We start from the raw sequence: 15,483 nt of genomic DNA, 5'->3' as shown, positions 1-15,483 counted from the left end.
TGCGGGCGCGCACCCCCACTGAAGGAGTCACTCCATGGCTGAGAAGCTGTCCGGCATCATCGACCCGCCCATCGACGACCTGCTCTCGAAGGTCGACTCGAAGTACCAGCTCGTCATCTTCGCGTCGAAGCGCGCGCGCCAGATCAACGACTACTACGCCGACCTCCACGAGGGCAGCCTGTTCGACAACGTCGGCCCCCTCGTCGACTCGTCGATCGACGACAAGCCGCTGTCGGTGGCGATGCACGAGATCAACGAGGACAAGCTCCGGCTCCGCCCGCTGGCCGAGTGAGCCAGAGGGCCGCGTGACCCTCAACATCGTCGTCGGCATCACCGGCGGCATCGCCGCGTACAAGGCCGTCGGTGTCGTGCGGGCGCTCGTGCTCGCCGGACACGACGTCCACGTCGTGCCCACCGAGGGTGCCCTTCGCTTCGTGGGGCTCCCCACGCTCGAGGCGATCTCACGCAACCCCGTGCACGTCGACCTCTACGAGGGCGTCGCCGAAGTGCGTCACGTGGCGATCGGCCAGTCGGCCGACCTCATCGTGATCGCGCCGGCGACGGCGAACACCATCGCGAAGCTGGCCACCGGGCTCGCCGACGACCTGCTCGGCAACACCGTGCTCGCCAGCGAGGCGCCGGTCGTCATCGCGCCCGCCATGCATACCGAGATGTGGCGCAACCCGGCCACGCAGGCGAACATCGCCACACTGCAGGCCCGAGGGGTCACCGTCGTCGGCCCCGCGGTGGGCCAGCTCACCGGCGCCGACAGCGGCCCCGGCCGCATGGAGGAGCCCGAGGCGATCGTCGATGCCGCGCTCGCGGTCGCGGCATCCATTCGATCGAACACACCGGCTGTGCACGGCGACCTCGCCGGTCGCCGTGTGGTGGTCTCCGCCGGCGGCACCCGCGAACCGCTCGATCCGGTGCGGTTCCTCGGCAACCGCTCGAGCGGCAAGCAGGGCATCGCGATCGCCGAGGCCGCCCGTGCGCGCGGCGCGCAGGTCACCCTCGTGGCGGCGAACCTCGAGGTGGCCGAGCCGGCCGGTTGCGACATCCGCCGCGTCTCGACCGCGCTCGAACTGCAGGCGGCGGTGACCGAGGCGTCGCGCGGCGCCGACGTCGTCGTGATGGCGGCGGCCGTGGCCGACTACCGTCCGGCAACCGTGAGCGAGGCGAAGATCAAGAAAGACCAGTCCGACGACGGGCTCACGCTCGAACTCGTGCGCAATCCCGACATACTCGCGGGGCTGGGGCACGGCCCGCACGACGGCACACTGCTCGTCGGCTTCGCCGCCGAGACCGAACCCGACGACGAGCGCATCCTCGAACTCGGGCGCGCGAAACGCGAGGCCAAGCGGGCCGACCTGCTCGTCGTGAACCGAGTCGGCTGGACCGAGGGGTTCGCAGCCGACGAGAACTCGGCCGTCGTCATCGGCGTCGACGGCGAGATCGTCACACGGCTTCACGGAAGCAAGGTGTCGGTGGCCGATGGCATCCTCGACGTGGTTGTCTCGAAGCTGAACTGACGCCCGCACCGCCTCGCGCCGAGCGCGCGGCACCCGCAGCAACACCGAAGGAATCTGACCGCACATGAGCGCACTCCGACTCTTCACCTCCGAGTCCGTGACCGAGGGGCACCCCGACAAGATCTGCGACCAGGTGTCGGATTCGATCCTCGACGCGCTGCTCGCGGAAGACCCGCACAGCCGGGTCGCGGTCGAGACCCTCGTGACGACCGGCCTCGTGCACGTCGCCGGCGAGGTGACGACATCGGGCTACGTCGAGATCCCCGCGATCGTGCGTGAGCGCATCACCTCGATCGGCTACGACTCGTCAGACGTGTGGTTCGACGGGCGTTCGTGCGGCGTCTCCGTGTCGATCGGCGGCCAATCGCCCGACATCGCGCAGGGCGTCGACCGTGCGTTCGAGTCGCGCGAGCGTGCGAGCGACGACGTGCTCGACCAACAGGGTGCCGGCGACCAGGGCATCATGTTCGGCTATGCGACCCGCGAGACGCCCGAGCTCATGCCGGTGCCGATCTGGCTCGCGCACCGCATGGCCGAGCGGCTCGCCGCCGTGCGCAAGAAGGGTGAACTCGACTACCTCCGGCCCGACGGCAAGACGCAGGTCACGGTCGGCTACGACGGTCAGGTGCCGCAGACGATCGACACGGTGGTGCTGTCGACGCAGCACTCGCCGGCGGTCTCGACCGAACAGCTGCGCGCCGAGGTCGAAGAGCTCGTCATCGGGCCGGTGCTCGACACGGTCGAGCTCGCACGGCCCGCCCTCAAGGTGCTCATCAACCCCACGGGCCGGTTCGAGATCGGCGGCCCCCAGGGCGATGCCGGCCTCACCGGGCGCAAGATCATCATCGACACGTACGGCGGCTCGAGCCGCCACGGCGGCGGCGCCTTCAGCGGAAAGGACCCGTCCAAGGTCGACCGCTCGGCGGCGTACGCCATGCGCTGGGTCGCCAAGAACGCCGTCGCGGCCGGCCTCGCCGACCGTCTCGAGCTGCAGGTCGCGTACGCGATCGGCGCGGCATCGCCCGTGGGTCTCTACGTCGAGACGTTCGGCACCGGCGCACTGCCCGACGACCAGATCATCGCCGCGATCCGCGACGTGTTCGACCTGCGCCCGGCCGCGATCATCCGCGACCTCGATCTGCTGCGACCCATCTACGCGCAGACCGCGAGCTACGGCCACTTCGGGCGAGAGCTGCCCGACTTCACGTGGGAGAACCTCGACCGCGTCGACGACCTGCGCGCCGCCGCCGGGCTCTGACGTGAGCGGCGGCCCCGTCGCAAGGGTGCTCGTCGACTCGCCACTGCCGCAGCTCGACCAGCTGTTCGACTACGTCGTCCCCGCGCGCCTTTCGGCGGTCGTCCGCGCCGGGCAGCGCGTGCGGGTTCCACTTCGCAGCGGCGGTCGCATCGCGCAGGGGTGGATCGTCGAGCTCGCCGAATCGAGCGAGTACGGCGGCCGGCTCGCCGAGCTCGACGACATCGTGTCAGAGGTGCCGATGCTCGACGACGACGTGTGGCGGCTCGCCCGCCGGCTCGCCGACCGCGCCGCGGGCACCGCGAGCGACATCCTGCGCCTCGCGATCCCGAGCCGCTACGTGCGCGCCGAGAAGGCGTGGCTCGCCGACATGACGCCACCCGGGCCGCTGCCGGTCGAGCCGCCGCCGATCGCCGGCTACGACGAGGGCGCCGTCGAGCGCGGCCTCCGCGACGGCGAACGGATGACCCTCGCCGCCCTCCCGCAACCCGTGCGCCTCGACAGCGGAGCATGGGTCGGCGCGTGGGCCGTGACCCTCGCCGACGCTGCCGTGCGCACGCTGGCCGATGATCGGAGCGCGATCCTCGTCGTTCCCGACTACCGCGATCAAGACCAGATCGAGGCGGCCCTCGCCGAACGGGTCGACCCGAGTCGGCTCATCCGCACCGATGCGCGTCAGCCTGGCGCCGAGCGCTACCGCGGGCTTCTGCGGGCGGGTGAACCGGTCGCCCGCGTCATCGTCGGAAACCGATCGGCGGTCTACGCACCGGCGCACCGACTCGGGCTCATCGGCCTCTGGGACGACGGCGACGCACTGCAGGCCGAGCCGCTCGCCCCCGGGGTTCACGCCCGCGATGCGGCCCTCGTGCGGCAGGAGCAGTCGGGCGCCGCCCTGCTGTTCCTCGGTCACACGCGCAGCGTCGATGTGCAGCGCCTCGTCGAGATCGGCTGGGTGCATGCGGTGCCTCGTGCCCGGGCCGTCCGCCCGCACGTCGTCATCACCGAGAACCAGGCGGCGGCCGACGAGCGGGCTCGGGCCGCTCGCATCCCGTCGACGGCGTGGACCGCGGCGGCCGAGGCGGTGCGCATCGGACCCGTGCTCGTGCAGGTCTCGCAGCCGGGGTACGCACCGTCGCTCGTGTGCGAGACGTGCCGTGAGCCCGGGTCGTGCACGACGTGCGGCGGAGCGCTGGCATCGCCCACGGCCACGGGCGCGCCGCACTGCCGGCTCTGCGGTCGCAGCGCGGCCGACTGGCATTGCGCCAACTGCGACGGCACCCGCCTTCGCGGCGCGACCGTGGGCTCTGCGCGCACCGCCGAAGACCTCGGTCGGGCGTTCCCGGCCGTTCGCATCGTGCGCTCCGACGGTGAGCATCCCGTGCTCACCGTCGATGCGACGCCGCAGCTCGTCGTCGCGACGCGCGGTGCCGAACCGATCGCCGAGGGCGGCTACCGCGCCGTTCTGCTGCTCGACGGCGAGCGGATGCTCCTGCGCGAGTCGCTGCGTGTGGCCGAGGACTGCCTGCGGTGGTGGTCGAACGCCGCGGCACTCGCGGCGCCCGCAGCGCCCGTGTTCCTCGTCGGGGTGGGCGGCGCCATCGGCACCGCGCTCGCGACGTGGCGGCATGACCGGTGGGCGTCCGCCGAACTCGCCGCCCGTCGAGAACTCCGGTTCCCGCCCGCCGTGAGGGTCGCCACGGTGCGCGCCAGGCGTGAACACCTCGAGCACGCGCTCACCGCCCTCGACGAGCTCGGCACCGCGGTCGACGTGCTCGGGCCGGTGCCCGAGGACGCCGGACTCGAACGCGCGATCGTGCGGGCCGACTACGCCGCCGCCACACGCGTCGCCGAGATCCTCAAGGCCGAGCAGATCCGGGTCGCGACCGAGCGCCGCCGCCCGGTCGCCGGACAGCCCGTGCGCAAGGCGCCGACGTTGCGGGTTCGATTCGACGACCCCGAGGTGTCGTAGGCGAGCAGCGGCCCGCCTGCCGGACTATCCGCCAGAATGGAGTGTGCCCCACTTGCGTCTCGTCTTCGCCGGAACACCGGCGCCCGCTGTGCCGACCCTCGAGCGACTCGTCGCCGGGCCGCACGAGGTCGTTGGCGTCGTGACGCGACCGCCTGCGCCGCTCGGGCGCAAGCGGGTGCTCACGGCGTCTCCCGTGGCGCAGGCCGCGGCGCGGCTCGGCCTGCCGGTGATCGACGCGGCGCGCCTCGATGAACGGGCCACGGCGGCGATCGCCGCGCTCGAACCCGACCTCGGCGTCATCGTCGCGTACGGCGGGCTCGTGCGCGAGCCGCTCCTCTCTCTGCCCGAGTACGGCTGGATCAACCTGCACTTCTCGTTGCTGCCCGCCTGGCGTGGCGCCGCGCCGGTGCAGCGGGCGCTCATCGCGGGCGACGCCGTCACCGGGGCATCCGTCTTCCAGCTCGTCGCCGAGCTCGACGCGGGCGACGTCTTCGCCACCGTGCGGCGCGATGTCGGCGCGGGTGAGACCGCCGGCGAGCTCCTCGATGCCCTCGCGGTGTCGGGCGCTGAACTCACCGCCGGTGTGGTCGACGCGATCGGCGCGCGCACCGCGATCGCGACCCCGCAAGCCGGCGCCCCCTCGTTCGCCCCCAAACTCGCCATCGACGACGCTCGACTCGACTGGGCGCAGTCGACCGCCGCGGTCGACGCGAGGTTCCGCGGGGTCACGCCCGAACCGGGCGCGTTCACCGAGGTCGGCGGCGCGCGGCTGAAGGTGCTCGGGGCTCGGCCGTTCGACGGCCCGGCGAACCTCGCGGCGGGGGTCGCGCGCGCCGAAGGCAGGCGCATCCTCGTCGGTACCGCCGACGGCGCCGTCGAACTGCTGCGGGTGCAGCCCGCCGGGCGCACCCCGATGGGGGCTGCGGACTGGTGGCGTGGGCTCGGCGTCGACGAGGCGGTCGCGCGATGAGCGATCAGCGTGGCGGCAGCACCGACCGCGGCAGCGGCGGCAACCGGCGCACCGGCCGCGGGGGCCGACCGCGTCGCGACGACACGCGCGAACCGAAGCAGGTGCGCGTCTCGCCCGCACGAATCGTCGCCTACGAGGTGCTCGAGGCGGTGCGCATCGACGAGGCGTACGCGAACCTGCTCATGCCGGCCCGCATCGAGCGGTCGCGCCTCAGCCCCGAAGACGCCGCCCTCGCGACCGAGCTCGGCTACGGCACCCTGCGCATGCAGGGCTTCTACGACGCCGTCATCGCGCTCGCAGCAGGGCGCCCGACCGACCGCATCGACCCGCCGGTGCTCGACATCCTGCGGCTCGGTGCCCACCAGCTGCTCGCCACGCGGGTGCCGACGCACGCCGCAGTCAACGAGTCGGTCGTGCTCGCCAAGCGCATCGCGCCCGGCGCGACGGGCTTCGTCAACGCGGTACTCCGCACGATCTCGCGCACGTCGCCCGAGGAGTGGCGCGAACACGTCGCGCGCGAGACCCCGGGCGGTGCCGACGCGAAGCTCGCCGCCGTGTCGTCGCATCCGAAGTGGATCGTCCGCGCGCTGCGCGCCGCCCTCGCCCACGAGCAGCGCGGCGACGAACTCGACGCGCTGCTGGCCGCCGACAACGCCGCACCGCGCGTGAACCTCGTCGCGCTTCCGGGTGCGGATGTCCCGGGCCCCGACGACCTCGGCACGCCGAACGCGTACTCGCCGCTCGGCTTCACGGCGGGTCATCCGCTCGCGCTCGTCGGGCGATCTCAGGGCCGCGTGCGCGTGCAGGACGAAGGGTCGCAGCTCGCGGCGCTCGCGCTGACCCGGGCTCGCCCGGTCGCGCCGGGCGAGCGCTGGCTCGACTTGTGCGCCGGCCCGGGGGGCAAGACCGCGATCCTCGCGGCCGAGGCGCTCGCGACCGGCGCGGTGCTCGCCGCCAACGAGGTCGTTCCCGCACGCGCCGAGCTCGTGCGCAAGGCGATCGCCGGCGTGCCGCTCGCCGTCGAGGTGCATGAACTCGACGGTCGCGAGCTCGACGCCGCGGCGCTCGGCGCCGAGGGCGGATTCGACCGCATCCTGCTCGATGCGCCCTGCACGGGGCTCGGTGCCCTGCGCCGTCGACCCGAGGCGCGCTGGCGCAAGCAGCCGGCCGATGTCGCCGAACTCACGAAACTGCAGGGCGACTTGCTCGACGCCGCGATCCGATCGCTCAGGCCCGGCGGGGTCCTCGCCTACGTCACGTGCTCGCCGCACACGGCCGAGACCTTCGGCACCCTGCGCGCGGCGCTCGAGCGGCACGCCGGCGAGGTCGTGCAGCTCGACACGCGCGCCGTGGTCGCCGAAGTGTCGCGGCATCCGCTCGACCTCGCCGGCACGCCCGACACCGTGCAGCTCTGGCCGCACCGGCACGGCACCGATGCGATGTTCATCGCCCTGCTCGAACGCACCGGGTGACTTCACGCCGTGCGGTGATCGGTAGGCTGACGACATGACGACGCGGATCAACCCGAGCATCCTCGCTGCCGATTTCGCCAACCTCGAGCGCGAGCTCGGGCGCATCTCGACCGCCGACCTGGTGCACGTCGACATCATGGACAACCACTTCGTGCCCAACCTGACGTTCGGGCTGCCGATGGTGCAGCGACTGGCGCAGGTGAGCCCCGTCCCGCTCGACGTGCACCTCATGATTGACGACCCCGATCGGTGGGGGCCGGGCTACGCAGAGGCGGGCGCGTACTCCGTGACCTTCCACGCCGAAGCTGCTGGCGAACCGGTCGCCCTCGCACGGCGGCTGCGCCAGATCGGGGCGCGGGCGGGCATCGCGCTGAAGCCGGGCACCGATGCCACGCCCTACCTCGACCTGCTGCCCGAGTTCGACCAGGTGCTCGTGATGACGGTCGAGCCGGGCTTCGGCGGCCAGTCGTTCATCCCCGAGACGATGCCCAAGCTCGCACGCATCGCCGACGCCGTGCACGATGCCGGGCTCGACGTGTGGCTGCAGGTCGACGGCGGCATCACCGCCGAGACGATCGGCATGGCCGCCGAGGCCGGCGCCGACACGTTCGTCGCAGGATCCGCGGTCTTCAACGGCGACGACCCGGCACAGCGCATCGCCGAGCTCCGTGACGCCGCGGCGGCGCACCCGCATTCGCACCGGTAGCCTAGACGGGTGAAGACATTCGACGAGCTCTTCGTCGAGCTGAGCGACAAGGCCCGCACCCGTCCCGAGGGTTCCGGAACCGTGCGCGAGCTCGATGCCGGAGTGCACGCCATCGGCAAGAAGATCGTCGAAGAGGCGGCCGAGGTGTGGATGGCCGCCGAGTACCAGGGCGACGACGAGACGGCAGGAGAGATCTCGCAGCTGCTCTACCACCTGCAGGTCCTCATGCTCGCGAAGGGCCTCGCACCCGCTGACGTGTACCGACATCTCTGATCACGTCCATGACCGATCAGACCCGTCGACACGAAAGCCGTGAAATGCCGAACCAGCCCATGCTCCGAATCGCCGTGCCCAACAAGGGCTCGCTCGCCGAGACCGCCGCGCAGATGCTCTGGGAGGCCGGGTACACCGGTCGCCGTGACCCGCGTGACCTGCACACCGCCGACCCTCGCAACGGCGTCGAGTTCTTCTACCTCCGCCCGCGCGACATCGCCACGTACGTCGGCTCGGGTGCGCTCGACGTCGGCATCACCGGGCGCGACCTCCTGCTCGATTCCGGGTCGGATGCCGCAGAGATCGCACCGCTCGGATTCGGCGACTCCACCTTCCGCTTCGCCGGCCCCGCCGGAGCGTTCTCACAGCTGGCCGATCTCGAGGGTGTCCGGGTGGCCACGAGCTACCCGGGTCTCGTCGGCGACTTCCTCGCCGGTCACGGAGTCACTCCCGCGAAGCTCGTGAAGCTCGATGGCGCGGTCGAGTCGGCGGTGCGCCTCGGCGTGGCCGACGCGGTCGCCGACGTCGTCTCGACGGGGTCGACGCTCCGCCAGGCCGGACTCGAGATCTTCGGACCGGTCATCCTCGACTCCGAGGCAGTGCTCATCGGATCGGGCGTCGACAAGCCGTCGGCGGCGACGTTGCTTCGGCGTCTGCAGGGTGTGCTCGTCGCCCGGCAGTACGTGCTGCTCGACTACGACATCCCCGTCGAGCACCTCGAGCGGGCGACCGCGGCCGCACCGGGCTTCGAGTCGCCGACGGTCTCACCGCTGCAGGACCCCGAGTGGGTGGCGGTGCGCGTCATGATCCCGCGCATCGACATGAACCACGTCATGGACGAGCTCTACTCGCTGGGCGCCCGCGCGATCCTCGTCAGCGCCATCCACGCCGCGCGGCTGTGAGCCCGACATGTCACTCGCAGTCCGTGTGATCCCGTGTCTCGACGTCGCTGCGGGGCGCGTCGTCAAGGGTGTGAACTTCCAGAACCTGCGTGATGCCGGCGATCCCGTCGAGCTCGCGGCGCGCTACTCCGAGCAGGGCGCCGACGAGCTCACGTTCCTCGACGTCACGGCGACCGTCGACGACCGCTCGACCACCTACGACATGGTGCAGCGGGTCGCCGAGCAGGTCTTCATCCCGCTCACCGTCGGCGGTGGGGTCCGCTCCGCCGAAGACGTCGCACGCCTGCTCGGCCACGGCGCCGACAAGATCGGCGTCAACAGCGCAGCGATCGCCCGCCCGCCGCTCATCGCCGAGATCGCCGACCGGTTCGGCGCGCAGGTGCTCGTGCTCTCGCTCGACGTGAAGCGTTCGGATCGCACCGCGTCGGGCTTCGTCGTGACCACGCACGGCGGGCGCACCGAGACCGACCTCGATGCCCTCGAATGGGCGCGGCAGGCCATCGAACTGGGTGCGGGCGAGCTGCTCGTGAACTCGATCGACGCCGACGGAACCAAGGCGGGCTTCGACCTCGAGTTGACCTCGCTCATGCGCGAGCTCTCGCGGGTGCCGGTGATCGCCTCCGGCGGTGCCGGCGCGGTCGCGCACTTCGCCCCGGCGGTCGCTGCGGGCGCCGACGCCGTGCTCGCGGCATCCGTGTTCCACAACGGTGAGATCACGATCGGCGAGGTGAAGGCCGCGCTGGCGGCCGATGGGAGGATCGTGCGATGACCGACGCCACCGTGTCGACCGCTGCGCAGGCGCTCGATCGCGCCGAGTTCGACGACCAGGGACTGCTGCCGGCGGTCATCCAGCAGTGGGACACGGGCGAGATGCTCATGCTCGGCTGGATGGACCGAGAGGCCCTGCGCCGCACGCTCACCGAGGGGCGCGTGACGTTCTGGTCGCGTTCGCGACAGGAGTACTGGCGCAAGGGCGACACGTCCGGGCACGCCCAGTACGTGCGTTCGGCCGCACTCGACTGCGACGCCGATACGCTCCTCGTACGCGTCGAGCAGATCGGCGTCGCCTGCCACACCGGCACCCGCACCTGCTTCGACGGCGATCCGATCGACGTCGTGCAGGGTTTCCCGCCCGCCGACTGACGACGAGGAGAGACCGTTGGCCGTTGCCACGACCACGTTCGACGAATTCACCCGATTGCTCGCGGGGCGCCGGGTCGTGCCCGTCGTGCGCGAGCTGTTCGCCGACGGCGAGACGCCGGTGGGCATCTACCGCAAGCTCGCCGACGGGCGGCCGGGCACGTTCCTGCTCGAGTCGGCCGAACAGGGCGGCATCTGGTCGCGGTACTCGTTCGTGGGTGTCTCGTCATACGGCGTCATCACCGAAGCCGACGACCGGGTCGAATGGCTCGACTACGGCCTCGACGCCGAGCGGGCACTGGGCGCCGCGGCGGGCCTGCCGCCGCTGAAGGCCCTCGAGGCGATGTTCGAGCGCTGGCGCACCGAAGACGTCCCGGGCGCCCCGCCGCTCACGGGTGGGCTCGTGGGTTTCATCGGCTGGGAGGCGGTGCGGCAGATCGAGCATCTGCCGAACCGGCCGCCGGCCGAGTCGCGGATCCCCGGCCAGGCGTTCTCGTTCGTCGCCGAACTCGTCGTCATCGACCACCGCACGGGAACGGTGCAGCTCATCGCGTCGGTGCTGAATGACTCCGGCGAGCCCGCCGACACCCTCTGGCAGGGTGCGCAAGCCCGCCTCGACCGCATGCAGCAGGGCCTCGCACAGCCGGCCGAGGCGTGGCTCGCCGACATCGACCTGTCGCGCGCCGCCGACCCGCGCCATCGAACCGATCGCGGCGACTTCCTCGGAGCCGTCGATCGCTCGAAGCTGCACATCCACGACGGCGACGTGTTCCAGGTGGTCATCTCGCAGCGGTTCGAACACGAGGTCACGGCGAACCCGCTCGACGTGTATCGCGTGCTGCGCAGCCTCAACCCGAGCCCCTACATGTACTTCGTACACCTCGAGGACGTCACGGGGGAGCCGTACTGGATCGTGGGATCGTCGCCCGAAGCACTGGTCAAGGTGCAGGGCGGTCGGGTGTTCACGCATCCGATCGCCGGGTCGAAGCCGCGCGGCGCGACGCCCGAAGAGGACGCCGATCTCGAAGCGGAGCTCATCGCCGACCCCAAGGAACAGGCCGAGCACCTGATGCTCGTCGACCTCGCACGCAACGATCTCGCCAAGGTCTGCGCGGCGGGTTCGGTCGAAGTGACGGAGTTCATGCGCGTCGAGCGGTTCAGCCACATCATGCACCTCGTCTCGTCGGTCGAGGGCGACCTCACGCCCGGCACCAACGCCATCGAGGTCTTCCGGGCGACGTTCCCGGCCGGCACGCTCTCGGGCGCGCCGAAGCCGCGTGCGCTCGAGATCATCGACGATCTCGAGCCGGCGCAGCGCGGTCTCTACGGGGGAGTCGTCGGCTACTTCGGGTTCGGCGGCGACGCCGACCTCGCCATCGCGATCCGCACGGCGACCATCGCCGACGGCGTCGCGCACGTGCAGGCGGGGGCCGGTCTCGTCGCCGACTCCGACGCCGACTCGGAGTTCGAGGAGTCCCGCAACAAGGCCGCTGCGCCGCTGCGCGCGGTCGCCGTGGCCAACGCGATGCGCCGGATCTCGTCATGAGGGCCGATCGCATGAAACTGCCTGCGATCCTCGCCACCGTCGTCGGCGCGGGACTCGCGCTGCTCTCGTGGAGCCAGACCTGGTACGACCTCGTGCTCGAGAGCAGTGCCGGGGGCGGGGCATCCGGCGATGCCATCGCGGTGCCCGGCAGCATCGCGTCACCGGCGCTCGCGGCGCTCGGACTCGCCGGCCTGGCCCTCGTGGCCGCCCTCGCGATCGCGGGGCCGGGCATCCGCATCGTTCTCGGCGTCCTCGAGGTGCTGCTCGGGGGCTCGATCGTGCTCGCCGCGGTGGTCGCGATCGGCGATCCGGTCGCTGCCGTCTCGCCGGCCGTGACGGATGCCACGGGGGTGGCCGGTTCGGAGCCGACCGCGGCCCTCGTGGCAACGGTCGCGCCCACGTTCTGGCCGACGGCCGCGGTCGTCGGCGGGGTGATCCTGATCCTCGCGGGGGCGCTGGTGCTCGCGACCGCAACACGCTGGCCGGCGTCGTCGCGCCGCTACCGCGGTGCGCGTCTCGAAGAGGATGGCCCGGGCGAGTCCGTGCCGCCGGCGTCGGATCGCGCCATCGACGACTGGGACGAGCTCAGCCGGGGCGACGACCCGACCGACGACGCCGGCCCGACCGATGGCACCGGCCCGACCGATGGCACCGGCCGAACCGAACCGAACCGCTAGACTGGCGGGCGAAACCCCGCGCACGAAGGAGCATCATGAGCATTGAGACCGCAGATCCCGGCCACGGACACTCGCCCGCGGCATGGACCGCCGTCACGATCATGCTCGTGGCCGTCACGATCGGAACGATCGCGTTCTTCTTCGACACGCAGTGGCTCGTCTGGGCGTCAGCCGGGCTTCTCGTCGTCGGTGCCCTCGTCGGCTGGGTGCTGGCGCGCGCCGGCTATGGAGTCGGCGGCTCGAAGGTCGCCGAGAAGGCTCACTGAGTGCTGGCCGACCTGACGGCGAACTCCGTCGCCGACGCACTCGCGCGCCGCGAGACGAAACCGCTCGCCGACGTCGAGGCCGCTGCGCTCGCCCGCACGCCCGCACTCGACGCGCTCGTCGCGCTCCGGCCCGCGTCGCACATCAAGATCATCGCCGAAATCAAGCGATCGAGCCCGTCACGCGGTGCGCTCGCGCAGATCGCCGACCCGGCGGCACTCGCGCGCAGCTATGAACTCGGCGGTGCGAGTGCGATCAGCGTGCTCACCGAGGGCCGCAAGTTCGGTGGATCGCTCGCCGACCTCGAGGCCGTCCGTGCCGCCGTGGCACTGCCGGTGCTGCGCAAGGACTTCATCGCGACGCCCTACCAGGTGTTCGAAGCGCGCGCGGCCGGTGCCGACCTCGTGCTGCTCATCGTCGCGGCACTCGACGACCAGACCCTGCGCGAGTTGTACGACCTCATCGTCGCGCTCGGCATGACCCCGCTCATCGAGACGCACTCCGCCGACGAACTCGAGCGTGCGGCCGCACTCGGCGCGCAGCTCATCGGCGTCAACGCGCGCGACCTGTCGACCTTCGAGCTCGACCGCGACCTCTTCGGACGACTCTCCGATCGATTCCCCGACGGAGCCGTCCGCGTCGCGGAGTCCGCCGTGCTCTCACCGGCCGATGTCACGCACTACCGTGCATCGGGCGCCGACGTCGTGCTCGTCGGCGAGGCGCTCGTCACGGGCGACCCCATCGCAAACCTCTCAGCTTTCCTGGCGGTGTGACATGGCGCTCAGAGCGCAGACCGGTCCGTACTTCGGCGATTTCGGCGGGCGATTCGTTCCCGAATCCCTCGTCGCCGCCCTCGATCAACTCGGCGAGGCCTACGACCTGGCCAAGCTCGACCCGGCGTTCGGCGCTGAACTCGCCGAACTCGGGCGCAGCTACACGGGTCGTCCATCGATCATCACCGAGGTGCCTCGCTTCGCCTCGCACGCCGCAGGGGCCCGCATCATCCTGAAGCGCGAAGACCTCAACCACACCGGCTCGCACAAGATCAACAACGTGCTCGGACAGGCGCTGCTCACGAAGCGCATCGGCAAGTCCCGCGTGATCGCCGAGACGGGGGCCGGGCAGCACGGCGTCGCCACGGCGACGGCTGCCGCGCTGTTCGGACTCGAGTGCACCGTGTACATGGGCGAGGTCGACACCGAGCGTCAAGCCCTCAACGTCGCCCGCATGCGGTTGCTCGGTGCCGAGGTCGTCCCGGTGAAGGCCGGATCGCGCACCCTGAAGGACGCGATCAACGAAGCGATGCGCGACTGGGTCACCAACGTCGCGACGACCAACTACATCTTCGGCACGGTCGCGGGTCCCCACCCGTTCCCCGAGATGGTGCGCGACTTCCAGAAGGTCATCGGCGAAGAGGCCCGGGCCCAGGTGCTCGAACTGACCGGCGCACTGCCCACCGTGGTCGCCGCCTGCGTCGGCGGCGGTTCGAACGCCATCGGCATCTTCCACGCGTTCCTCGACGACGCCGAGGTCGGCCTCTACGGCTTCGAGGCCGGTGGCGAGGGCGTCGACACCGAACGCCACGCCGCAACCATCACCAAGGGACGACCGGGTGTGCTGCACGGAGCCCGCAGCTACCTCCTGCAAGACGACGACGGCCAGACCATCGAATCGCACTCGATCTCGGCTGGCCTCGACTATCCGGGCGTGGGGCCCGAGCACTCCTGGCTCGCCGCGATCGGACGGGCCGAGTACCGACCCGTCACCGATGCCGCTGCGATGCAGGCGCTCCGCCTGCTCACCCGCACCGAGGGCATCATCCCCGCGATCGAGTCGGCGCACGCCCTCGCCGGGGCGATCGAGCTCGGGCGAGAACTCGGCCCCGACTCGACGATCCTCGTGAACCTCTCGGGCCGTGGCGACAAAGACATGGACACGGCGGCGACGTACTTCGGCCTCTACGACCAGGAGGCGGGCGAATGAGAACCGTCGCACCCGTCATCGCGCGGCGCAACGACGAGGCATCCGGAGCCCTCATCGGGTACCTGCCGGTCGGATTCCCCACCTTCGACGAGAGCATCGAGGCGGCCGTGGCGATCGTCGAGAACGGCGTCGACGTGCTCGAACTCGGTTTGCCCTACTCCGACCCCGTCATGGACGGCACGGTCATCCAGGCGGCCACGCAGCAGGCGCTCGCCGGCGGGTTCCGGCTTGCCGACGGCTTCGAGGCGGTGCGTCGCATCACCGCGCGCGTCGACGCGCCGGTGCTCATCATGACCTACTGGAATCCCGTCGTGCAGTACGGCGTCGACCGGTTCGCCGACGACCTTGCCGCGGCCGGCGGCGCCGGCCTCATCACGCCCGACCTGATCCCCGACGAGGCGGCCGACTGGATCGCGGCGTCCGAGCGCACCGGCCTCGACCGCGTCTTCCTCGCGGCGCCGACCTCGAGCGACGCGCGCCTCAGGCTCGCGGTCGAATCGAGCCGCGGCTTCGTCTACACGGTCTCGACGATGGGCATCACGGGTGCACGCAGCGACGTCGACGGGGCCGCACGCACGCTCGTCGCACGCCTTGCCGAGGCCGGCTCGCCGGCCAGCTGCGTGGGACTCGGCATCTCGACTGCGGCACAGGTCGCCGAGGTGCTCGAGTATGCCGATGGTGCCATCGTCGGCTCCGCGCTCGTGAAGGCCCTGGCCGAGGGGGGCGTCGCCGCCGTCGGCGAGCTCGCCGCAGAACTGGCGCGCGGCGCGCGGCGCGAGTGAAGTACGCTGACTCTG

17 protein-coding genes are annotated in these 15,483 nt (G+C 71.4%); all 17 read left to right on the top strand.

Annotation, left to right across the window (positions count from 1 at the left end; translation table 11 throughout):
• The first annotated feature begins 34 nt into the window (after nucleotides 1-34).
• The 17 genes from rpoZ (at nucleotide 35) to trpA (ending at nucleotide 15,468) form a co-directional block, all read left to right on the top strand.
• Complete coding sequence (gene rpoZ, locus LSF15_RS04205) at nucleotides 35-292, top strand: DNA-directed RNA polymerase subunit omega (protein WP_022888006.1); 258 nt, start codon at nucleotides 35-37, stop codon at nucleotides 290-292.
• A 13-nt stretch (nucleotides 293-305) separates the two neighbouring features.
• On the top strand, nucleotides 306-1,529 hold the full coding sequence (gene coaBC, locus LSF15_RS04200; protein WP_232497269.1) for a bifunctional phosphopantothenoylcysteine decarboxylase/phosphopantothenate--cysteine ligase CoaBC: 1,224 nt from the start codon (nucleotides 306-308) through the stop codon (nucleotides 1,527-1,529).
• Nucleotides 1,530-1,593: 64 nt separating this feature from the next.
• Nucleotides 1,594-2,787 (top strand): methionine adenosyltransferase, encoded by a 1,194-nt coding sequence (metK, locus tag LSF15_RS04195; protein WP_232497268.1) that lies wholly within the window; start codon nucleotides 1,594-1,596, stop codon nucleotides 2,785-2,787.
• 1 nt (nucleotide 2,788) lies between these two features.
• Nucleotides 2,789-4,753, top strand: a complete 1,965-nt coding sequence (locus LSF15_RS04190; protein ID WP_232497267.1) for a primosomal protein N' family DNA-binding protein — start codon at nucleotides 2,789-2,791, stop codon at nucleotides 4,751-4,753.
• Nucleotides 4,754-4,805: 52 nt separating this feature from the next.
• Nucleotides 4,806-5,723 (top strand): methionyl-tRNA formyltransferase, encoded by a 918-nt coding sequence (gene fmt / locus LSF15_RS04185; protein WP_232497473.1) that lies wholly within the window; start codon nucleotides 4,806-4,808, stop codon nucleotides 5,721-5,723.
• Nucleotides 5,720-7,195, top strand: coding sequence for an RsmB/NOP family class I SAM-dependent RNA methyltransferase (locus tag LSF15_RS04180; protein ID WP_232497266.1), 1,476 nt, complete (start codon nucleotides 5,720-5,722; stop codon nucleotides 7,193-7,195). The genes fmt and LSF15_RS04180 overlap by 4 nt, the downstream gene beginning before the upstream one ends.
• Before the next feature lie 34 nt (nucleotides 7,196-7,229).
• Nucleotides 7,230-7,901: a ribulose-phosphate 3-epimerase gene (rpe, locus tag LSF15_RS04175; protein ID WP_232497265.1), complete on the top strand. Its 672-nt coding sequence runs from the start codon at nucleotides 7,230-7,232 to the stop codon at nucleotides 7,899-7,901.
• A 9-nt stretch (nucleotides 7,902-7,910) separates the two neighbouring features.
• Entirely contained in the window at nucleotides 7,911-8,174 is a 264-nt protein-coding gene (locus tag LSF15_RS04170; protein WP_232497264.1) for a phosphoribosyl-ATP diphosphatase, read from the top strand.
• Nucleotides 8,175-8,233: 59 nt separating this feature from the next.
• Nucleotides 8,234-9,076 carry an ATP phosphoribosyltransferase gene (gene hisG / locus LSF15_RS04165; RefSeq protein WP_232497263.1) on the top strand — a complete coding sequence of 281 codons (843 nt, stop codon included), beginning with the start codon at nucleotides 8,234-8,236 and terminating at the stop codon, nucleotides 9,074-9,076.
• Between the two features lie 7 nt (nucleotides 9,077-9,083).
• Nucleotides 9,084-9,845 (top strand): imidazole glycerol phosphate synthase subunit HisF, encoded by a 762-nt coding sequence (hisF, locus tag LSF15_RS04160; RefSeq protein WP_232497262.1) that lies wholly within the window; start codon nucleotides 9,084-9,086, stop codon nucleotides 9,843-9,845.
• Entirely contained in the window at nucleotides 9,842-10,219 is a 378-nt protein-coding gene (gene hisI / locus LSF15_RS04155; RefSeq protein WP_232497261.1) for a phosphoribosyl-AMP cyclohydrolase, read from the top strand. The genes hisF and hisI overlap by 4 nt, the downstream gene beginning before the upstream one ends.
• A gap of 16 nt (nucleotides 10,220-10,235) precedes the next feature.
• The gene (locus tag LSF15_RS04150; RefSeq protein ID WP_232497260.1) at nucleotides 10,236-11,762 is read left to right on the top strand and encodes an anthranilate synthase component I; all 1,527 of its coding nucleotides are present in this window, start codon (nucleotides 10,236-10,238) and stop codon (nucleotides 11,760-11,762) included.
• 11 nt (nucleotides 11,763-11,773) lie between these two features.
• Nucleotides 11,774-12,439 carry a Trp biosynthesis-associated membrane protein gene (locus tag LSF15_RS04145; RefSeq protein ID WP_232497259.1) on the top strand — a complete coding sequence of 222 codons (666 nt, stop codon included), beginning with the start codon at nucleotides 11,774-11,776 and terminating at the stop codon, nucleotides 12,437-12,439.
• A gap of 35 nt (nucleotides 12,440-12,474) precedes the next feature.
• Complete coding sequence (locus LSF15_RS04140; RefSeq protein WP_232497258.1) at nucleotides 12,475-12,705, top strand: DUF6704 family protein; 231 nt, start codon at nucleotides 12,475-12,477, stop codon at nucleotides 12,703-12,705.
• Complete coding sequence (gene trpC, locus LSF15_RS04135; RefSeq protein ID WP_232497257.1) at nucleotides 12,706-13,476, top strand: indole-3-glycerol phosphate synthase TrpC; 771 nt, start codon at nucleotides 12,706-12,708, stop codon at nucleotides 13,474-13,476.
• Nucleotide 13,477: 1 nt separating this feature from the next.
• Nucleotides 13,478-14,686, top strand: coding sequence for a tryptophan synthase subunit beta (gene trpB / locus LSF15_RS04130; RefSeq protein WP_232497256.1), 1,209 nt, complete (start codon nucleotides 13,478-13,480; stop codon nucleotides 14,684-14,686).
• A complete protein-coding gene (trpA, locus tag LSF15_RS04125; protein ID WP_232497255.1) occupies nucleotides 14,683-15,468 on the top strand; it encodes a tryptophan synthase subunit alpha in 786 nt (261 codons plus the stop codon). The genes trpB and trpA overlap by 4 nt, the downstream gene beginning before the upstream one ends.
• Nucleotides 15,469-15,483 lie beyond the last annotated feature (15 nt).

Origin of the sequence: Agromyces humatus (assembly GCF_021228295.1) — a bacterium.
In the GTDB taxonomy this organism is placed as follows: domain Bacteria; phylum Actinomycetota; class Actinomycetes; order Actinomycetales; family Microbacteriaceae; genus Agromyces; species Agromyces humatus.
This window is presented reverse-complemented; position numbering and strand designations above follow the sequence as displayed.